The following is a 20,860-nucleotide window of genomic DNA, read 5'->3' as shown; positions in this document are numbered from 1 at the left end:
ATTTACCTTTTCTTTAACATGTTCTCATAAAACTATTTTGAACAACACCTTTTACAGGAGAAAAAACGCTTTTTTGCCCAAAGGGTAATATTACTGTCGCTATTTTTGGCAAATCATTTTGGGAACCTCTGAAGTTTTAGAATGTTGGGTATTGCACCTTCTTTAGAATGAAGCTGGATGTCTTCACTTTCATTTTTTTACACCCATTTCCAAAATCTGCAAGAAATCTACCGGTTATGAATTTGATGGAACAAATCTCATTTGTCTTTCGGGCTTACCGGGAAGAAATGGTGCGGGTTTTCCGCTCACCCAATTCGCATGTCCGCTGCCATAATAGGGAGAGAGCGGATGCCCGCTTTGCCCGCCCGGCATATCTAAATAGCCTCGCTCTTCTTTGCCTGGAGTGACTGCAGAACGTTGGGAGGCACCAAAATCAGGGGTTTGAACACGCGGCATATTGTGATCACCGGGTAGCGGATCTGCTGGCATATCAAGCCATCGTGCAATCCATGCGGGAAGCTTGTGACTGAGTGGGTGCCGGATACGTGCTGCGTTGACTTCACCCCAGTTCCGTTCAGTAATGCCGCCATCTTTTTGCATTTGCTCTGCGATTCTCTGAGCAGAAAGGAACAATAGATCTTCCCAGTTTTTATAGGTTGCTGGAAGCAGATGCTGTGGTTGTTGTTCGATTAATTGCCATACTATCACTTCAGCCTGACTTAGCCGAGGCAGCTTAAATGAGGTATCGTATTGCCTGATCTGAGCAGCAAATCCGTTTAGGACAGTCTGCATAACTTCATAGCGATAAGTACGTACAGCCCGGTAAGCGATAGAATTCGAGGAAGCATGTCCGTCCCAATCGTTTAATGCCGCTTTCATAACGGAAACCCATGGCAGAGTGTTGTCAGCTGAATCCAGCGTTGTTGTCAGCAATTGATACCATTTCGATAATAATAGCGCGCGATGATCCAATTGGATTGCTTGCATGTCTTCAACGGTAAATTGCTCGCGCGCAAATAAACTGTTGCGAATTTGCGTTGCCCTTGCTCCCAGGTCGTAACCACCGTTGCCTAGAAGTTCTAGTTTATTGCCGGAAACGGTGCGCGAATTGGCCGACCATAGCCGATGCGAAGCGGGATTAGTAATCAGCGGGTATTGCTCCGGATTTAGCCAGCCGTTCCAGCCGGTATTAGGGGAAGTCCAGTCGGCAGGTAGCTGCGGATCAAAGTTGCCGGATCGTGCAGGAATCCGTCCTGCAAGCGTCCAGCTGATGTTGCCGCTACGATCGCCGACAATAAAGTTCTGTACCGGGATGCCGGCTAGTTGAGCAATCTTTGCGGCTTCTTCGGCTGTTTTTACTTGTTCCAGTTCAATTAGCTTAAGATTAATTGCTTCGGGCCGCAGTGCCGTCCATGCGAGCGCTAATGGAGTTTTATCATGGTCTTCCGCCATAATAGGTCCCCACTCGGTCTCGGAAATAGTGAGTATTTCATCTGGGGCATTGCGAATACGAATGGTCTCCTGAATGATATGGATGGGTTGCCAGCCGGTTGAATTGAGATAGCGTGTTTTGTCGTTCCCATCGAAATTTATCCGCACCCAATCAGCAAAATCACCATGGCTGTTGGTGAAACTCCACGCAATATAACGGTTTGAACCGATAATAATGGATGGCACACCTGGCAGGCTGATGCCTGTAATGTCATGAAGTTGTCCTGCAGATGCTGCGGACGGATAAATAAGACGTGACCGGAACCATAAATTAGGTACGCGTAATGTCAAATGCATATCGTTGGCTACTACGGCAGAGCCGTTGGCTAACGCACCGGAAACCGCAAAACTGTTACTCCCCGGTGTCTGCTCGGTGATGAATCGCTCATCTTTAAATAAATGTTCATCCAAGCTTTGCAGGTTAATGTCCGTGGCTGAGGGGAGTTCCGGTAACTCAAAGGATTCATCGAGGAGTGGTGCATCCCAGATCCCCGCATGCATTGTCAGAAATTGATAAACGGAATCTGGGAGTGTTGCGCGCATGCTGGATAATTTTAGTTCACGATAAATATTCGTTTCATTTAAGGTAAAAAACATGGCGAATATCACCAGGATGCTGTCTTCATTCTGCCATACAGCGGGCTGGGTTTGCGTCAGTAAGTAAGGAAACGGGTGTATGGTTAGTGCAGAAATACCTCTGTTAACACCAATCCGGTAAACTTCGAGTAATTGCCGTTGTTCTGCAGGAAGTTGATTCAATACTGCTGACGCACGTGCGCGCATGCGAAAGTGACGTGCCTTGAGATCATGCGTGATTGCAGCGGCACCAAATAATTCAGACAGTTCACCCGCAGCCTGCCTGCGCATTAAATCCATCTCAAAGAACCGTTCCTGAGCATGAATGTAACCCATAGCCATGGCCAGATCTAATCGATTTTCACCCGTTAAGGTGACGCTGCCTAGCCCATCTCTGTCAGCAAATACAGGGGCGGATAATTGCGGCAAAACTGTTTCCCCGTCATATTGCGGCAAACTGCCTCGCAGTAGTAAAACTGTCATAAGAATTAATAAACAAGCGATTAACAGGCTTATTATCAAGAAGTAACGAGTAAAACGTAAAGTAATATGCATAGCCGCAAGAAAATAATCGAGAAATCGTTAAAGCGCAATCATGGGCGCGTTCTGAACTAAAAGCCTCAATCTGGGTAGTTATCTCATAACCATTTGATAGCACGTATGAAATAAAACAGCTGCTGGCGCTTCAGTAATAAAGGGGATGATTCCTTCTTTATTCCTTATATTGAATTCGAGCATTTGCAATGATAATTCATTTGTAGAATTTTGGAGTTGATCATGGCTGAAGACAGTGATTTAGAACGTACCGAAGAGGCCACGCCGAAGCGCTTGGAAAAAGCGCGAGAGGAAGGCCAAGTTGCGCGTTCTCAGGAACTTACCACATTTACCTTATTGATGGCTGCTGCTGCCGGAATAATGTTTATGGGTGCTGGCCTGATGGATAAACTCTTGAGAATCATGAAAGCAGGCATGCAAATGGAACGTGATCTGGCGTTTCAAACAGATCTCATGCTTAATCGTTTGTATGAACTTGCTTTTGAAGGTTTGCTATCGATGGCGCCTTTATTATTTTTGCTGCTGGTTATTGCATTTTTCGCACCGATGCTATTGAGTGGCTGGATGTTTAGCGCCAAAGCGCTTATACCTAAATTTGATCGTATTAATCCCATTAAAGGGCTTGGCCGGATTTTTTCCGTGCACAGCTTGGTCGAGCTGGTGAAAGCTATCCTTAAGACCGTTGTGATTGGCGGTGTCGCAGCATTGGTCATTTGGCACAACAAAGAGGCTGTGATGGCACTGTTGACCGTGCCGGTCCATCTAGGCATCAGCCGCGCTGGTGATTTTCTGGCGATGAGTTTTTTATTGATCATTGGTGCCATATTACTGGTTGTTGTGATCGATGTGCCTTATAAAATCTGGGAGCATGCAAAACAGCTGCGGATGACTAAGGAAGAAATTCGCAAAGAACACAAAGACAGTGAAGGCGATCCGTTTATTAAAGCACGTATTCGCGGTTTACAACGCGAAGCTGCGCGTCGCCGCATGATGGCTGAAATACCGAAAGCCGATGTCATTGTCACTAATCCGACGCACTATGCGGTGGCGCTTCGCTATAAAAGTGAAACTATGCGCGCACCTACGGTAGTTGCAAAAGGGGTGCATTTACTGGCTGCCCGTATCCGTGAAGTAGCCGAAGAGCATCGTATACCTATTCTTGAAGCGCCACCACTTGCACGAGCTTTATATCATCACGCGGAACTGGAAAGTGAAATACCAGAAAAACTCTACACCGCGGTTGCTGAAGTATTGGCTTATGTCTTTCAGTTAAGGCGCTATAACGAATACGGAGGAGCAGCGCCAAAACCACCGGTTGATGTCCCCGTACCTGTTGAACTGGATCCGGCGCAGCAGGCAGTTTAATAGATTTCAACAGGGTTTTTATTTTAAGCAGATTTATTATAGGTATTTATTACACATGCTATGAATAACACGGCCGCATTGTCATCCTTAACGGATATCAATAATCTCAAGACTCTTGCCGGTCCGATATTGATTATTATGATTCTGGCTATGATGGTGTTGCCACTGCCGCCATTCATACTGGATTTTCTATTTACCTTCAATATTGCAATATCCATCATCGTGCTCATGGTGAGTCTTTACACCAAAAATCCGCTTGATTTTGCCGTTTTTCCTACAATACTACTGATTACAACCTTATTAAGGTTATCACTCAATATAGCTTCAACCCGGGTTGTATTACTGGAAGGGCATACCGGCCCAGATGCAGCTGGCAAGGTGATCGAAGCTTTCGGTCATTTTTTGGTCGGAGGAAATTATACCGTTGGATTGATTGTGTTTATTATTCTGGTCATCATCAATTTTGTGGTGATAACCAAGGGTGCCGGACGTATTGCTGAAGTCAGTGCGCGTTTTACACTGGATGCTATGCCGGGTAAGCAAATGGCCATTGATGCCGATTTGAATGCCGGATTGATTGGTGAAGATGAGGCTCGCAAGCGTCGATCTGATATTTCGCAAGAAGCTGATTTTTATGGATCGATGGATGGTGCCAGTAAGTTTGTGCGGGGTGATGCTATCGCGGGCATATTGATTATGCTCATTACCATTATCGGTGGATTGCTTGTCGGTGTACTGCAGCATGATTTGGAATTAGGTGCAGCAGCCAAGCAGTATACGATGTTGACTATTGGTGATGGTTTGGTTGGACAAATTCCTGCGCTGATTATTTCAACAGCAGCTGGTTTAGTCGTGAGTCGTGTGACCACCGATGAAGATCTGGGCGAGCAAGTCTTAAGTCAATTATTTAATCAACCGCAAGTATTAGTGATAACGGCTTGCATTATGGGCATCATGGGTTTGGTGCCTGGTATGCCGAATTTTGTATTCTTGTTTATTGCATCTATTTTAGGCTCTATAGCTTATTTAAAGATAAAAAATATTGCAGTTGCTCCAACCATTGAATCAATCGCCCCAGAAATACCTTCCATAGAAAAAGCAGATGCGAGCTGGGATGATGTGACACCCATTGATACGCTTGGGCTAGAAGTCGGTTATCGATTGATTCCTTTGGTAGACAAAGCGCAGCAAGGTGATTTGTTAAAAAGAATAAATGGCATACGTAGAAAATTTGCGCAAGAAATCGGCTTCTTGCCACCGGTGATTCACATCCGGGATAACCTGGAGCTGCGGCCAAACGCCTATCGCATTACACTCAAAGGCTCGGTAATCGGTCAAGGGGAGTCTTATTCCGGTATGTATTTGGCGATCAATCCGGGACGGGTCACTATGCAGTTACCTGGGACTGTGACCAGTGATCCGGCGTTTGGACTTCCTGCTGTATGGATAGAAGCTGCACTGCGTGAACAGGCGCAAATCAATGGTTACACCGTTGTCGATGCCAGCACTGTCGTAACCACGCATATCAACCATTTGATTCATTCACATGCTGCCGAATTATTGGGCAGACAGGAATTACAAAAGCTTCTTGATCATCTCAACGCGCAGTTTCCAAAACTTATCGAAGATCTGGTTCCGAAATTATTGCCGTTATCAACGGTGCAGAAAATCTTACACAATTTATTGGAAGAAAGTGTGCATATCCGGGATATGCGTACCATCATCGATGTACTGACCGAACACGCAACGCAAACCCAAGATGCGATTGAATTAACAGCGATTGTCAGGGCGGCTTTAGGTCGTGCAATCGTGGATCAGTTTTTCCCCGCAGGCGCGGAGGTCCAAGTCATGAGCCTACATCATGAATTGGAAAATATACTTATCCAGGTGATGCAGTCTGGTGGTATTCAAGGCACCGGGATTGAACCCGGGCTTGCCGACACGTTATTAAAAGAAGCCCGGAGTGCAGCGCTACAACAAGAAAAACTTGGATTGCCTATTGTATTACTGGTACCAGGTGCTATCCGTTTCTTACTGGCGAAATTCTTACGCCGTGCATTACCTCAATTAAGAGTGCTTTCTCATTCAGAAATTCCGGATTCACGAAAAATCAAAATCACTTCCCTTGTTGGAGGTAACAAATGAAAGTAAAACGCTATATCGCTTCCACATCACGAGAAGCATTACGTCAAGTTAAAGAAGAACTTGGTGTTGATGCCGTCATATTATCGAACAGAAAAACAAGGGACGGCGTTGAAATCATGGCGCTGGCGGATTCTGAGATGTCAGATCTGGTGCATACCCAAGGGCCGTCTGCTATGTCATCAAATGATATTACTCACCACAGACAAAACAAAGAGTCGAGTGTGGTTGACTCCTATTCAACGCTACTTTCTTTAGCGAGTGAGCCAGCAGAAACGGTGAAAGCATCGAATGATGTGATGTCCGCGTCATTGGCCCGCGACATTATTGCAGAGATACAGTTGATGAAAAATACACTGGAAGATCAGTTGGCTACTGTTGCATGGGGAAACTTTACGCAGCGCAGGCCAGAAAAAGTAAAACTGTTACGTACTTTGTTGGATACGGGTTTTAGTCCGATGTTATCACGCCGGCTTGTCGACAGACTACCCGTCGATCTGGATTATGAACAAAGTCTGAAACAGGCAATGTCCGCATTGGCTTTTAATCTGCGTACAGTTGCCAATGATGACATGATTGAAAAGGGTGGTGTTTATGCACTGATCGGTCCTACTGGTGTCGGCAAGACCACGACTACGGCGAAACTGGCGGCGCGTTGTGTAATCCGGCACGGTGCAGACAAAGTCGCGTTGCTGACTACTGATAGTTACCGTATTGGTGGCCATGAGCAACTAAGAATCTATGGGCAATTATTGGGTATTCCTGTGCGCAACATCAAAGATACCGATGATTTGCAGTTAACGCTGTCGGAGCTTAAAAACAAGCATATGGTGTTGATTGATACGGTGGGTATGAGTCAACGTGATCAAATGGTTGCTGAGCAGATTACGATGTTGAGCAACTGTGGCACCGATGTAAAACGTATGCTTATTTTGAGTGCTGCATCGAATGGAAAAACTCTGGATGAGGTGATTTCTGCCCACCAGAAGAGCGGTATTTACGGTTGCATCATTACAAAAGTCGATGAGGCTGCCAGTTTAGGCGTAGTTTTGGATGTAGTCATACGCAGAAAATTACCACTGCATTATGTCGCAAACGGACAAAAGGTCCCGGAAGATATTCATGCCGCTAATCCACGCTATTTGTTGCATCGAATTTTTAAATCGACCCCGGGTGAGTCCGCTTTTACTTTGCGGGATGCGGAGTTTGCTTTAATTATGGCAACTAAGAATGGTGGAACGCCGTCACAATCAGAGGAAAAAGCATTGGCAGGATTTACCTATGACTAGATTGATTTTACACGATCAGGCGGCAGGGCTACGTAATCTGACATTATTTCAGGCACCTGATTCAGCGCGTGTTTTCACAATCGCAGGTGGAACAGCACGGGTCGGAAAAACGAGCATTGTGGTGAATCTTGCTACGGCATTAGCGCAGAATGGCCAACGTGTGTTATTGATTGACGAGAATCCCTGCCATAACAGCATTTGTACGAGTTTAGGCCTACAGGCACGCTTTGATTTGCTACACGTGATCCACAAAGATAAAAGACTGGATCAAGTGCTTTTACAAGGCCCGGAAAATATCATCATATTATCTGCCATGCGCGGCATTCATGCATTAAACAAGCTGAATCCGCTTGAACAAGATTGGCTTATTAAAAGTTTTGCGGAGCTTACCGGTTCTGTTGATATTGTGTTAATTGATACTGCAATGTCCGGTACAACCCATGTCCTGCCTTTAAGTTTAGCTTCAGAACAAGTCATGATCGTGATTTCTGGTTCAGCCGCATCCCTTACGGGAGCGTATGCGCTGATTAAAATCATGAGCCAGGAATATACCAAACAGAATTTCCTTGTTCTGGTGAATAAAGTTGACTCGGAAACAGAATCACTGTCCATCTATCAGAATTTATACAAAGTGGCTCGTCAATATCTGTCTGTAACACTGGAATATATTGGCTATATCCCAAGTGATGAAAAATTACGTAATTCAACGCAATTATGTAGACCGGTGCTTGAAACATTCCCGGCTTCGCAAGCAGCACTTAGTTTTAAACATCTGGCTCAGAATGTTTTGCGCTCTTCATGCCCGGATAAATATACCGGGGGAATCGATAATTTCATGCAACGATTGATTCGGACAAGCCATCTTAGTATGGCAAATTTTATGGTGTGATTGGATATGTATACTGCGACCGGAACTAAAGCTATTGATAAAGAACAGTTTATAACGGAATTTACGCCATTGGTAAAACGCATCGCCTATCACATGATGACTCGATTGCCAGCAAGTGTGCAGGTTGATGATCTTATTCAAGCGGGGATGATTGGTTTGCTTGACGCAATCAATCGCTATGAAGGTTCGTATGGCCGGCAATTTGAGAGTTACGCAGCGCAGCGCATACGCGGTTCTATCTTGGACGAATTGCGGGAGGCAGATTGGCTGCCGCGCAGTATACGAAAAAAAATGCGACGTATAGAAGCTGCGGTGAATTTGTTAGAGCAACGCAAAGGCTGTGCACCCAGTGAACAGGATCTGGCTCAGGAATTGGATATGTCGCTTGATGAATACCATGAGACTTTGCAAAGTGCACGGGGCGCTCAATTAATTTATTACGAAGATTTTCAGCAGGATGATGAAGAACCATTTTTGGATCGTTTATTCATCGACTCTGAAGGTGATCCATTAAATGTGCTTCTGGATGAGAATTTTAGGAATCTGCTGATTACAGCTATTGATAATCTTCCCCCTCGGGAAAAACAGGTAATGGGGATGCATTACGAACAAGAAATGAATTTAAGAGAAATTGGTGAAGTGCTTGGCGTTAGTGAATCCAGGGTTTGTCAGCTACACACGCAGGCAGTTGCGCGTTTGCGCAGCCGTTTAAGAAATCTTTGAGATGTCATGCGAATTATCCAGTGTCATTAAATGGATTCTGCGATGAATAAAAAATCAAAGATGGATTTAAATAGTGTTATCGGTATTTTGTTGGCTTTTATTGCAATAATTGGCGGGCAGATTCTCGAAGGCGGTCATGTTGGTTCCTTGCTGCAAGTTGCTGCTTTTTTGATTGTTATGGGTGGTACAGTTGGAGCAGTTTTGCTACAAAGCCCAGTGAAAATTTTCCTCAATGGAGTCAAAATGAGTGCGTGGGTATTTTTTCCGCCAATCAATTCTCCGCAAACATTAATAAAACAAATTATCAATTGGGCTCATATATCACGCAAAGAAGGATTGCTAGCGCTTGAAACGCATGTGCCGGTTGTAAAGGATCCTTTGACAAGGAAAGGATTGCAGCTACTGGCCGATGGGAGTACTCCGGAAAAATTACGTGAGGTTCTGGAAATTGATATATTGGCTTTAGAGGCGCACCAACGCCAATCTGCCCGGATTTGGGAAGCGGCTGGCGGTTATGCCCCGACGATCGGCATATTAGGGGCTGTGCTGGGTTTGATTCATGTTATGGAGAACTTGTCGGATCCTGAACTTTTAGGGAATGGTATTGCAGTCGCCTTTGTTGCAACCATATACGGTGTTGGATTAGCCAATCTGATTTTTTTGCCGATAGCAAATAAGTTAAAAAGTATTATTAATGAACATGTGGTCATGCAAGAAATACTGGTTGATGGGTTTGTTGCTATCGCCAGTGGCGAGAATCCCCGGTTAATTGAAAACCGCTTGAAGGGTTATTTCATTTAAATTGAACGTGCAATATCTGATTGTCCAATGAATTTTTGAATAGTCCATGTTAAAGAAAAGAAAGCGAAAAGAAGATGAACATGCGGATAATCATGAACGTTGGCTAGTTTCATATGCTGATTTCATTACGCTGTTATTTGCTTTTTTTATTGTAATGTATGCAGTTTCATCGGTTAATGAGGGTAAGTATCGCGTCTTGAGCTCTTCGCTGGTTAGCGCATTTAAAAACGATAATCCATCCAATTTTCCACCTCCTCAATCAACAGAGTTTTCACCTATCAATACCCAACAATCCAGTCAGGCTGACTCAATCAAGCTGATTGATAATCTAAGTTTTCAGAAAACAAAGAAGCAAGAAAAAATGAAAAGCATGGCGAAAAATATTCTCCATGCGTTGGAGCCCTTAGTAAAGGATGGTCAAGTGCGAGTTACACAGAGTGCTTTAGGAATTACTGTTGAAATCAATGCCAGTGTTCTTTTTTCACCGGGACAGGCTAAACTAGCAGACAGTTCAAGTTTGACATTGCAAGCAGTTGCTCACGTTATCAAGGGACATGAGCATGAGATTCATGTCGAAGGGCATACGGATAATTTACCCATCCACACCGAGAATTTTCCCTCAAATTGGGAACTATCTTCAGCACGTGCAAGTAGTGTGATTAGGTTATTCATAGAAAATGGTGTTGAGGCACATCGTCTTACTGCACTTGGCTATGGTGAGAATAGACCCATAGAAACTAATGAAACACTTGAAGGTAGAAAAAGAAATCGCCGGGTAACGGTTATGATTTTATCAACGAATCCGGATAAAGTAACTGAAATCCCGATTGTTGAGTATTAGAATGAAATTCAAATATAAGTTTGACCTTTCGGGCCATATAAAGAAACATTCCCTGCTGCACAGTGTAGTGCAGTGAAAGCACGTTGATTATGTTGCAGCTGAGTTGAAATAATCAAACCATTTGAATGATTAAGTTGTTGCGCTGTTTTTGCCAGATCTAATAATTCATTCCATAAAATTTTTATTTCAGACTGACCAGTATGTTGTTCGCTCAGCCAAGCATTGATGCTGTTCTTTTCCAAAGAAAGACCTTGCTTCCGTAAGAATTCGTTTCGATGATCATCAAACTGTATCAATTCTTCAATTAAACGTGATTTATCGGAGGCAAGGTAATCTATTTTTTCTATTTTTCCTTCAACGAGCGCATTTTCTTCTTTTTTAAGAATTTCAATAAATGCACGTAAAGTGTTTCTTTCAGTTTCTAGTTCTTTCATAAAATATAAGAAAGGCTGAGAAGAAGTCATTAAATAGCACCTTTCTTAGACTGTATCAGTTCTTTAACTGTTTCAAGCAATCTATCGGCAACGACCTCCGGATTTATTTGAAAATTTCCTTCACTGATTGCTTGCTTGATTTCCTGAACACGTGCCGTGTTAATAATCGAGCCGCTAGCGGAGCTGCTGTCGACATTTTGCAGTTTCGCAACATTCGGACTTAAATGCACATTATTTTCTTGGCCTGCACTTGGATTAGGCGTGATATCAATGCGCCTTTTTCCATCACTGACAGAAACCGTCGACACTGGCTGTAAAGATTTATCTATTTTCATTTTTATACCTCATAACAAATTTCATTGGCTGCTTAACGGCACCTTTATTAAGAACTTTAGTATCCAAGTCTATATTGTTGGGATTCTGGAAAGTTAAAGCAAACACTTTAAGTATTACATAATTAAGACTATTACGGCGATAGTCAAAAAGAAATTCAGTATTTTTCTCAACTAAAGAACAATAGTAGGCGTTGCCTTACCTTACCGTTTCACCATATTGTAAAGGATTAGGCGCCTAGTAAATCAAGTTGAGATCGTAGATAATTACCATTTTAAGCCTATGTATCATTTTTTGGTGACAATCTAAATGTCTTTTATTTTTAAAGCGACTGCAAGTGCATTTCGCGATCTGATACGGTTTAAGATCGCATGGATTATTATTTGGCCAATTTTGGTTTCAACACTGCTCTGGCTCATTATCGGTTTTGTTTTTCAAGATAGCTCTTCTGGACTGATACTCCTGGTGCTTAATGAAATTGGTATTGGCGAATGGTTGCAAAATATGGAATCCGGGTGGATAACTTCTGTTATTCAAAGCTTAATCCATATAATTGTGTTCATTCCACTCGTGATGATAACCACTTTATTGATTACAACTATTTTTGTTATGCCTGCACTGATCAAGCTGGTTGCTAATCGTTATTACCCTGAGCTTAAGTGTGAGTATGGCGGCACCGTGAGCGGCAGTATCATTAATGCGATACTTGCCAGCGGTATTTTTATACTGATCTGGGTCATTACAGTGCCGCTATGGGCAATTGGGGCTGGAATTATTATTCCTTTTGTGGCAGCAGCATTTATGAACCAGCAGTTGTTTCGATATGATGCATTATCTGAACATGCCAGCAAACAAGAAATGAAGATTATTTGTGCATCAAATAGATACTCACTATGGGGATTAGGTTTGTTAACCGGTTTATTTCAGTTTGTACCTATACTTAATCTACTGGCTCCGATTTTTACAGCGCTTGCATTTATTCATTTTGGATTGGAGCATTTAAGGCTTTTGCGTGCAGAAAATGTGAAAAAAGATTTGTCTGTGATTGATCATTAATTTTTTATCAACATATCCTTTAGTTAGGATCCAAACCAAGCATGAACATACGTGATTGGAATCCAAATTTTGTGGATATTTCGCCCATGTTCGAATCGTTTCTGCATTTGAGACAGTATCTTGCAAATTGTCCATTATGGCCTGAGCATACTGACTTAAATAAGCTGGTGCTGCTGAGAGACCAACAAGTTCTTACTCAATCTGAGAAACAAATTTGTTTTGTACCTCAGGGCATTGGGAAACAATGTTTTGAGCAAGACTACGAATCGAGAATTTATCTAACCGGTCAAGTGCAAACAAGAGCTAAGAACTGGCATGATTTTTTTAACGCCTTAGTATGGAATACATTTCCACGTACAAAATCAGCACTTAATCAATTGCATTATCAAGCTCAATTATTGGAATCAGTAAACAAAATTAAACATCGTAGTACGTTAAGAGATGCTGCGACGCTGTTTGACGAATCAGGTGTTATCGTTGTTAGTAGCGAGAAAACACTCATTCAATTATTAAACGACTTTGAATGGAAAGAATTATTTTGGCAGCAACGTAAAGCAGTGTTGTCATCAATGCGATTCTTTGTTTTTGGTCATGGGTTGTATGAGAAAGCATTAAACCCTTATATTGGTATGACAGGTAAAGGAATAATTTTTAATGTCAAAGCAGCATTCTTCGCGCAGTCCTTATTAAACCAATTACAGTCAATCGACTCTATTTTAGAGTCCTTTCTATTGCAAAATTTAACATCAAACTCTGATTTGACGCCTGTTCCACTCTTGGGCTACCCAGGTTGGATTGAAGACAATAATAAAGAAATATACTATGAAAATAAGAAATATTTTCGAGAGCGACATAAATCTGATCCAGTATCTTGAGAACTATAGTTTGATTTCAACTAATTTTTAATCATGATTTAATAATGAAATTAAGTGATACGATAAGGGTAAATACAATGAAAAAAATCTTATTTTCGCTTCTGATTTTGTTATTCTGCTTTGTGAATACATCAAAAGCGGAGAGTTTGGCGCCAGAAAACATTGAAGGTGCGCGCACCATAAGTACTGCAACAGCGAAATTATTATTTGATAAAGGTTACCGCTTCATCGATGTCAGGGGACTAGATGATTTTAAAATTGGACACATTCCGGGCGCTTATCATCTTCCTATCAAAAGCGGTTTCGATGAGCAAAATTTAAGTACCGTTGTAAAAAAGAACCAGCCTGTTGTTATTTATTGTAACGGCATTTTATGTATGGGCAGTTCAATTGCCACCCGGAAAGCCATTGATTGGGGTTGGTCAAATATTTTCTATTATCGTGAAGGCATTAGAGATTGGAAACAGCAAGGCTATTCAACTCACGCGATCAATCCATAATCGTGCGCGATCTGCAAAATATTGCATTGATTTATTATTCTTAATTTGCAGAATAATTTGCCTTTAACACAATACAATTTGTATTTGCGAATTGTTGATGTGTTTTTTTGTTAAAATATAATGTTTAATTTATTAATTTATTGGAGTATTTAATGGCAATTGAAAGAACGCTATCCATTATTAAACCGGATGCTGTTGCAAAAAATGTAATCGGACAGATTTATTCACGTTTTGAATCAAATGGTTTGAAGATTATCGCGGCGCGTATGATGCATTTGTCACAGTCGGAAGCGGAACAATTTTACGCAGTGCATCGTGAACGTCCTTTTTTTAGGGATCTGGTTACATTCATGACATCCGGTCCTGTCATGGTGCAAGTATTAGAAGGAGATGAGGCTATTAAAAAGAATCGCGATTTAATGGGTGCAACAGATCCCAAAAAAGCGGAAAAAGGGACTATTCGTGCCGACTTTGCTGACAGTATTGATGCCAATGCAGTGCATGGTTCAGATGCGCGCGAAACTGCCGCGGTCGAAATCGCTTGTTTCTTTCCGACATTAAGTATTTATTCCCGTTAAAGCTCACCAGTCTCTGAATAGTGACAATCAATCTGTTAAATTATGATAGCAAAGGCCTAGTGGATTTTTGCACTGGAATTGGTGAAAAACCTTTTCGCGCAAGGCAACTGCTGCGCTGGATTCACCAAAATAGTACTGCCGATTTCAATGCTATGAGTGATCTGGCTAAAAGCTTGCGTGAGAAACTTGCAGATCAAGCGGTTATTGAATTACCACAGATTATCTCTGACTATGTGGCGACAGATGGAACGCGTAAATGGTTATTAGCGGTTGGCGCGGGTAATGGTATAGAAACAGTTTATATACCGGAAGCGAATCGTGGCACATTATGTGTTTCAAGCCAGGTTGGGTGCGCTTTAGCTTGCACTTTCTGTTCTACGGGCAAACAAGGTTTTAATCGTAATTTAACAGTTGCCGAGATTGTCGGGCAGTTATGGATTGCAAATAAGACACTGCGATCGGATGTGAGCGATACCTCAATCCAAGCAAACAGAGCTGTTACTAATGTGGTAATGATGGGTATGGGTGAGCCGTTGGCCAATTTTGAGAATGTTGTTACAGCGCTGGATTTGATGCTCGATGATCATGCTTATGGTCTTTCACGGCGGCGTGTTACGGTGAGCACTTCGGGGTTGGTGCCCGCGATTGATCGGTTACGTGAACGTTGCCCGGTTGCCCTGGCCATATCTTTACATGCACCGAATGATGCTTTGCGCGATCAATTGGTGCCGATTAATAAAAAATACCCGATTAAGGAGCTATTAGCTGCTTGCCAGAGATATCTGCTGGCAGCCCCTCGTGATTTTATAACTTTTGAATATGTAATGTTAGCGGGTGTTAATGACAGTATCGCACATGCACGTGAACTGATCGCATTGGTGCAAGATACACCCTGTAAATTTAATTTAATTCCGTTCAATTCATTTCCAGGATCTGGTTTTAAGCGTTCGACAGCAGAAACTGTACGTGTTTTTCGTGATGTGTTAATGCAAGCAGGGCTTGTAACCACGGTTAGAAAAACCCGCGGTGATGATATTGCTGCCGCTTGCGGTCAGCTCGCTGGTCAGGTAAAGGATAAAACGCGCCGTACAGCTGGTGTGAGCGTAGAGGCGGTTCAGTGAAAAAAAATCTGTCAATTTTTTTCATATTGATGCATTTTGTATGGCTAGGTGGTTGCGTGCAACAACCCATAGATGATGGGATGTCGGCTCAAGCCAATTCAGAAAGGGTTTTTCAGAGTGCAAAAATCCACACAGAATTGGCTGCGGAATATTTTCATCGAGGACAATTGGATGTTGCGCTAGAAGAAGTTAGTGAAGCTTTAAAGGCTCAATCGAATTATGCGCTTGCATATAATGTACTGGGGCTGATTAATATGACCTTAAATGAAAACAGCAAAGCGTTGGATAATTTTGAACGCGCGATCCGGATGGCACCTAAGAACCCTGAGATTCACAATAATTATGGATGGTTTTTATGTCAGCGTTTTTCTCAACGCATGGATCAAGCTATTGATCATTTCATGACGGCTGTCAGAGATCCGCTTTATTCGACGCCGGAAATGTCCTATACCAATGCGGGAATCTGTGAAATTAAGCGTCAGAAATACAACGAAGGACAAGTTTTTTTTCAAAAGGCGTTATCCATCCAGCCCAATTATTCACCTGCACTGATTGGATTGATTGATGCGGATTTTCAACGTGGTAATCTAATCGATGCACAATCTAAACTTGTTCTATTTCTGCAAAATAATGCGCCAACGCCTGAAGGTCTGATGCTGGCGATAAAGATCGAGCAAGCAATGGGTAATCAACTGGCTGTTGATAGTTATATTTTTCAATTGCAGAAGCATTTCCCTGAATCCAAAGAAGCAGCAGCGATTCGAGAAGGAAAGATCAGATAATGAATACAATAAACGAAAAGAACGGCAATAAGGATCAATCTCCTGAAGATATTACTGCCATCAGTATTGATCTAAATGTAGCGCCTGGAAATCATACTCTCCAAAATGACACTGAAAAGATTTGGCAAGATCGGGCAACGAGTGAAAATATTCTAAAGACAGAAAAAAGCGAGATCGAATCATTATCTGGCATGCAGATTATTGATTCAGATGCAGTTTCTTCCGGTTCTGATAATCATCAGAACGCGCTAATCAAGGACAATAGCAATCAGAATAATATGTATACCCACAATGATCATAATAAACCGGCAGGAAATGAATTAAATGACATTGATTCCGCGAGTGTTGTCCAAAGCGTCGGGCATTTGTTGCGCAAGGCCAGAGTAATGAAAGGTATGAGCATCGAAGATGTATCTCGACAATTACGTCTCTCGGTGCAGCAGATCGAAGCAATTGAGAAAGAAAATTATGAGAAGTTACCGGGACGCACTTTTTTAAGAGGTTTTATTCGTAATTATGCCAATCTGGTACAGTTAGACCCAATTCCTTTGCTGCAATTGCTTCCTGAGTCTACTCCTGTTATATCAACTTATGAACGTACACCGTTTAAGAATAGACAAATATCGTTTACTTCAAACCGGGAAAACGCAGGCAGCAATAAAATAATAGTTGTTATTGCTTCACTTATTCTCATTGCGGGTGCTTATTTTAGTTTTGTGAAAGATATGTGGATTAAAACGCCTGAGACCAGTTCTGTAAGTACTGTAGCAAAAGTTGAATCTGGAACAGCTTCGGTACAAATTCAGTTGCCATTGTCGGAAACCGTGAAAACTGCAGCCAGTTCTCAAACCAATCAACAATCTCAAACCAGTGATCGAGTTAATGGCGAGAAAAATTCTGAAGCGGAGCTGGATAAAAAAACCGAAGCAATTCCAGCAAAAAACAAGCCCGTTATTCCAGGTGCTGAGAAACCAATTGCGGCGCCAAGTAACTCAGGTAATTTATATTTTAAATTGACCGGGGATTCATGGATTAAAGTAGTCGATGGCACAGGCGCTTCTTTGTTCGAGCAGCTCAAGAAGAACGGCAGTGAACAAATTATCACGGGTAAAAGACCATTATCGATTGTTATAGGCAATGCATCGGCAGTTAATCTCACCTATAATGACAAAGTAATTGATATCGCTTCTTATAAGCGGCAAGACGGAACTGCACGTTTTACACTTGAGTAAAAGCGTTTGTAATAATTTTTTGATCTTAATACAGTTAAATTATGCCTGAAAATAGTACTTCTACAAATCGCCGGTCTAGCGTGGGTGTCCGGGTTGGTACAGTAATGCTGGGTGGCGGTGCGCCAGTCGTAGTGCAATCAATGACCAATACGGATACGGTTGACAAAACTGCTACTGTCGAACAGGTCGCACAGTTGGCGCGTGCTGGCTCTGAACTGGTTCGTATTACGGTCAATTCAATGGAAGCTGCAAGTGCGGTGGCGGAAATTCGTGCACGCCTGGATGATATGGGATGCCATGTGCCTCTGGTAGGCGATTTCCATTTCAATGGTCATAAACTACTGACCAGTTATCCTGAGTGTGCGAAGGCTTTGGCAAAATTTCGCATCAATCCTGGAAATGTCGGTCAGGGTAAGAAACGCGATGAGCAATTTGCCACTTTGATTGAAACAGCTTGTAAGTATGACAAGCCGGTGCGAATTGGGGTCAATTGGGGAAGTCTGGATCCGGAAATGCTGGCGCGTATCATGGATGAAAATGCGGCTTCCAGTAATCCACAAGACGCCAAATATGTTATGCGGGAAGCATTAATCACTTCAGCACTGGAAAGCGCTGCCAGGGCCGAGGAAATTGGCCTTAACCGCAATAAAATTGTTTTATCTTGTAAAGTAAGCGGTGTCCAAGATTTGATCATGGTTTACCGCGATTTGGCTGCACGTTGCGACTATGCGCTGCATCTGGGATTGACAGAAGCAGGTATGGGATCCAAGGGTATTGTGGCATCTACAGCGGCATTGGCAATACTTCTGCAAGAGGGCATTGGAGACACAATCCGCATTTCATTAACACCCGAGCCGGGTGGAACCCGTTCTCGCGAGGTTATTGTCGCGCAAGAAATTCTGCAAACCATGGGATTACGTGCATTCGTACCGCTGGTGGCCGCTTGCCCTGGATGCGGCCGTACCACCAGCACGTATTTTCAGGAACTGGCAGAAAGTATTCAAGCCTATGTACGTGACGAAATGGTCGTTTGGCGTGAGCAATATGATGGGGTTGAAAACATGTCTCTGGCGGTCATGGGCTGTGTCGTAAATGGCCCCGGTGAAAGCAAGCATGCCAATATCGGAATCAGTTTGCCGGGTTCCGGAGAGAATCCGGTAGCGCCGGTGTTTGTCGATGGGCAAAAAACCGTAACGTTAAAAGGCGATAATATTGCCAACGAATTTCGCCAGATTGTCGATAAATATGTTAGCGAAAAGTATCCGAGAAAAGCTGTCTGATGACTATTGGTGTTAAAGCAATTCGCGGGATGAATGATATTCTCCCGGACGAATCCTATCTTTGGGCCTATTTTGAACAGACGGTGCAACAATGGCTCGCTGCCTATGGCTACCGGAATATCCGGACACCTATTGTAGAACAGACCGATTTATTCATCCGCTCCATTGGTGAAGTGACTGACATCGTTGAAAAAGAGATGTATACCTTCATTGACCATCTCAACAATGATAGTCTGACCTTGCGGCCTGAAGGCACGGCATCGTGTGTACGTGCTGTCATCGAACATAACCTATTGTATGCTGGTCCACAAAGGCTCTATTATGCCGGTCCGATGTTCCGGCATGAACGTCCGCAAAAAGGGCGTTACCGGCAATTTCATCAAGTGGGTGTCGAAGCGTTGGGTTATGCCGGACCGGATATTGATGCGGAATTGATTGTCATGTGCTCACGCTTGTGGGATTTATTGGGAATCTCGGGCTTGCGTCTTGAAATCAGCACATTGGGTAATGCTGAATCACGTGCATTGCACCGCGCCCGGCTGATCAAATACTTTGAGCGATATCGTGATAGCTTGGATGAAGATTCATTAAGACGTCTGCATACTAATCCACTGCGCATACTTGACAGCAAAAATCCCGGAATGCAGGAAATCATTGAGAATTCGCCAAAATTGATTGATGATCTGGACGTTGAATCATGCATCCATTTCGAGGCAATGCAGCATATACTGCGTGAGCAAGGTATTAATTTTGAGATTAATTTACGCTTGGTAAGAGGGCTAGACTACTACAACCGCACGGTATTTGAATGGGTAACCGATAAGCTAGGCGCGCAAGGGACCGTTTGTGCAGGCGGAAGATACGATGGTTTACTGGAACAAGTCGGAGGAAAACCCGCTCCAGCTTGTGGTTTTGCAATGGGTATAGAACGATTATTAGCGTTGATGCAAGAGTGCGGAAAAAAGATCACGCAACCTGTACCCGATATTTATATCGTTCATCAAGGTGAGCAAGTGATGGATTATGCTTGGAAATGCGCTGAATCTCTTCGCGATGAAGGATTCAATGTCGTATTACATTGCGGGGGTGGCAGCTTTAAATCGCAGATGAAGAAAGCTGATGCCACTGGTGCCAATTATGCAATGATTATTGGTGATGATGAAGTGAATGCACAGGAAGTAACTATTAAACCGCTACGAGAGCCCATCGAGCAAGCCAGTGTTAAGTTAAACATGGTCACCGATTTAATCAGAAAACAACCTTCGTAGCATTACTATTTCGCTACTTAACACAGTAAATTGCAATCTTTAGTAAATTTAGTGTTCATATCATTTAGTATTTATTCAGGAAGATATAATGGCAACTTATAGTTTTGAAGAACGGGAAAAAATTGATGGATTCAAGGCCTGGTGGGACAGGTATGGCACGGCGATCACTGTTTTCCTAACAGTCCTGCTGGTAACGATTGGCGGCATGCAAGCCTGGAAGTATTATCAACAACAACAGGCACAACAGGCAGCCGATTTATACAACCTGGTACAGCAAGTTCAATCGTCAAATGATCCAGCAAAAATTAATGACGCGGCTCAGCTGCTCACAGAAGGATTCCCATCCAGCGGCTATGCGTCTCGCGCCGCCTTGATTGCTGCACAAGCCGATGTGCAGGCAAACAACAATAAACGTGCTATACAAAACCTTCAATGGATCATTGATTATGCGAAAGAAGCAGAACTGCACGATTTGGCGCGTTTGAGGATGTCCGGTATTTTGCTCGATGAAGGAAAATACGACGAAGCATTACGGCTTTTGAGTGCCGGGCACGGTGAGTCCTTTGCAGGATTATATTGGGATCGTAAAGGTGACATTCAGGTGGCGGCAAAGAAAATTTCAGAAGCACGGCTAAGTTATCAAACTGCTATCGATAAGTTAAGTAAAAATAACAATTATTACAATATTGTTCAAATGAAACTGGATGGACTAGGCGATTCCGATTAATT

At 42.9% G+C, this 20,860-nt stretch carries 20 protein-coding genes; 17 read left to right on the top strand and 3 right to left on the bottom strand.

What is annotated here, in order from left to right; all coding sequences use genetic code 11:
* Nucleotides 1–234: 234 nt before the first annotated feature.
* Nucleotides 235–2,550: a penicillin acylase family protein gene (locus NIT79A3_RS10770; protein ID WP_348225604.1), complete on the bottom strand. Its 2,316-nt coding sequence runs from the start codon at nucleotides 2,548–2,550 to the stop codon at nucleotides 235–237.
* 294 nt (nucleotides 2,551–2,844) lie between these two features.
* Here NIT79A3_RS10770 and flhB point away from each other — a divergent pair, with 294 nt between their 5' ends.
* Genes flhB through motD form a run of 7 tightly spaced genes read left to right on the top strand, consistent with a single transcriptional unit; the run spans nucleotide 2,845 to nucleotide 10,672 of the window.
* The gene (gene flhB, locus NIT79A3_RS10765) at nucleotides 2,845–3,987 is read left to right on the top strand and encodes a flagellar biosynthesis protein FlhB (RefSeq protein WP_013966224.1); all 1,143 of its coding nucleotides are present in this window, start codon (nucleotides 2,845–2,847) and stop codon (nucleotides 3,985–3,987) included.
* Between the two features lie 60 nt (nucleotides 3,988–4,047).
* Nucleotides 4,048–6,132, top strand: coding sequence for a flagellar biosynthesis protein FlhA (gene flhA / locus NIT79A3_RS10760; RefSeq protein WP_013966223.1), 2,085 nt, complete (start codon nucleotides 4,048–4,050; stop codon nucleotides 6,130–6,132).
* On the top strand, nucleotides 6,129–7,418 hold the full coding sequence (gene flhF / locus NIT79A3_RS10755; RefSeq protein WP_013966222.1) for a flagellar biosynthesis protein FlhF: 1,290 nt from the start codon (nucleotides 6,129–6,131) through the stop codon (nucleotides 7,416–7,418). Before flhA ends, flhF begins: the two co-directional genes overlap by 4 nt.
* Nucleotides 7,411–8,307, top strand: coding sequence for an AAA family ATPase (locus tag NIT79A3_RS10750; RefSeq protein ID WP_013966221.1), 897 nt, complete (start codon nucleotides 7,411–7,413; stop codon nucleotides 8,305–8,307). The genes flhF and NIT79A3_RS10750 overlap by 8 nt, the downstream gene beginning before the upstream one ends.
* Before the next feature lie 6 nt (nucleotides 8,308–8,313).
* Nucleotides 8,314–9,030 carry an RNA polymerase sigma factor FliA gene (locus NIT79A3_RS10745; protein WP_013966220.1) on the top strand — a complete coding sequence of 239 codons (717 nt, stop codon included), beginning with the start codon at nucleotides 8,314–8,316 and terminating at the stop codon, nucleotides 9,028–9,030.
* A gap of 60 nt (nucleotides 9,031–9,090) precedes the next feature.
* Nucleotides 9,091–9,831 carry a flagellar motor protein gene (locus NIT79A3_RS10740; RefSeq protein WP_041360881.1) on the top strand — a complete coding sequence of 247 codons (741 nt, stop codon included), beginning with the start codon at nucleotides 9,091–9,093 and terminating at the stop codon, nucleotides 9,829–9,831.
* A gap of 46 nt (nucleotides 9,832–9,877) precedes the next feature.
* Nucleotides 9,878–10,672, top strand: a complete 795-nt coding sequence (gene motD, locus NIT79A3_RS10735) for a flagellar motor protein MotD (protein WP_013966218.1) — start codon at nucleotides 9,878–9,880, stop codon at nucleotides 10,670–10,672.
* An 8-nt stretch (nucleotides 10,673–10,680) separates the two neighbouring features.
* Here the strand turns inward: motD and NIT79A3_RS10730 are convergent, their stop codons facing one another.
* Both NIT79A3_RS10730 and flgM read right to left on the bottom strand, forming a co-directional pair.
* On the bottom strand, nucleotides 10,681–11,136 hold the full coding sequence (locus NIT79A3_RS10730; protein WP_013966217.1) for a flagellar protein FlgN: 456 nt from the start codon (nucleotides 11,134–11,136) through the stop codon (nucleotides 10,681–10,683).
* Nucleotides 11,136–11,441: a flagellar biosynthesis anti-sigma factor FlgM gene (gene flgM, locus NIT79A3_RS10725; protein WP_013966216.1), complete on the bottom strand. Its 306-nt coding sequence runs from the start codon at nucleotides 11,439–11,441 to the stop codon at nucleotides 11,136–11,138. The genes NIT79A3_RS10730 and flgM overlap by 1 nt, the downstream gene beginning before the upstream one ends.
* 307 nt (nucleotides 11,442–11,748) lie before the next feature.
* Here flgM and NIT79A3_RS10720 point away from each other — a divergent pair, with 307 nt between their 5' ends.
* From NIT79A3_RS10720 to NIT79A3_RS10675, 10 genes are all read left to right on the top strand, one after another.
* Nucleotides 11,749–12,495 (top strand): EI24 domain-containing protein, encoded by a 747-nt coding sequence (locus NIT79A3_RS10720; RefSeq protein ID WP_013966215.1) that lies wholly within the window; start codon nucleotides 11,749–11,751, stop codon nucleotides 12,493–12,495.
* A gap of 41 nt (nucleotides 12,496–12,536) precedes the next feature.
* Nucleotides 12,537–13,370: a DUF3025 domain-containing protein gene (locus NIT79A3_RS10715; protein WP_013966214.1), complete on the top strand. Its 834-nt coding sequence runs from the start codon at nucleotides 12,537–12,539 to the stop codon at nucleotides 13,368–13,370.
* Between the two features lie 44 nt (nucleotides 13,371–13,414).
* Nucleotides 13,415–13,870, top strand: coding sequence for a rhodanese-like domain-containing protein (locus NIT79A3_RS10710; RefSeq protein WP_013966213.1), 456 nt, complete (start codon nucleotides 13,415–13,417; stop codon nucleotides 13,868–13,870).
* A gap of 152 nt (nucleotides 13,871–14,022) precedes the next feature.
* Nucleotides 14,023–14,448, top strand: coding sequence for a nucleoside-diphosphate kinase (ndk, locus tag NIT79A3_RS10705; RefSeq protein WP_013966212.1), 426 nt, complete (start codon nucleotides 14,023–14,025; stop codon nucleotides 14,446–14,448).
* 20 nt (nucleotides 14,449–14,468) lie between these two features.
* A complete protein-coding gene (gene rlmN, locus NIT79A3_RS10700; protein WP_013966211.1) occupies nucleotides 14,469–15,569 on the top strand; it encodes a 23S rRNA (adenine(2503)-C(2))-methyltransferase RlmN in 1,101 nt (366 codons plus the stop codon).
* Nucleotides 15,570–15,598: 29 nt separating this feature from the next.
* A complete protein-coding gene (gene pilW, locus NIT79A3_RS10695; RefSeq protein ID WP_041360877.1) occupies nucleotides 15,599–16,351 on the top strand; it encodes a type IV pilus biogenesis/stability protein PilW in 753 nt (250 codons plus the stop codon).
* Nucleotides 16,351–17,583, top strand: a complete 1,233-nt coding sequence (locus NIT79A3_RS10690; protein ID WP_013966209.1) for a RodZ domain-containing protein — start codon at nucleotides 16,351–16,353, stop codon at nucleotides 17,581–17,583. Before pilW ends, NIT79A3_RS10690 begins: the two co-directional genes overlap by 1 nt.
* A 41-nt stretch (nucleotides 17,584–17,624) precedes the next feature.
* Nucleotides 17,625–18,863: a flavodoxin-dependent (E)-4-hydroxy-3-methylbut-2-enyl-diphosphate synthase gene (ispG, locus tag NIT79A3_RS10685; RefSeq protein ID WP_013966208.1), complete on the top strand. Its 1,239-nt coding sequence runs from the start codon at nucleotides 17,625–17,627 to the stop codon at nucleotides 18,861–18,863.
* A complete protein-coding gene (gene hisS, locus NIT79A3_RS10680; RefSeq protein ID WP_013966207.1) occupies nucleotides 18,863–20,131 on the top strand; it encodes a histidine--tRNA ligase in 1,269 nt (422 codons plus the stop codon). The genes ispG and hisS overlap by 1 nt, the downstream gene beginning before the upstream one ends.
* A gap of 88 nt (nucleotides 20,132–20,219) precedes the next feature.
* Nucleotides 20,220–20,858 (top strand): tetratricopeptide repeat protein, encoded by a 639-nt coding sequence (locus NIT79A3_RS10675; RefSeq protein WP_013966206.1) that lies wholly within the window; start codon nucleotides 20,220–20,222, stop codon nucleotides 20,856–20,858.
* Nucleotides 20,859–20,860 lie beyond the last annotated feature (2 nt).

The organism is Nitrosomonas sp. Is79A3, from assembly GCF_000219585.1.
Classification (GTDB): Bacteria; Pseudomonadota; Gammaproteobacteria; order Burkholderiales; family Nitrosomonadaceae; genus Nitrosomonas.
This window is presented reverse-complemented; position numbering and strand designations above follow the sequence as displayed.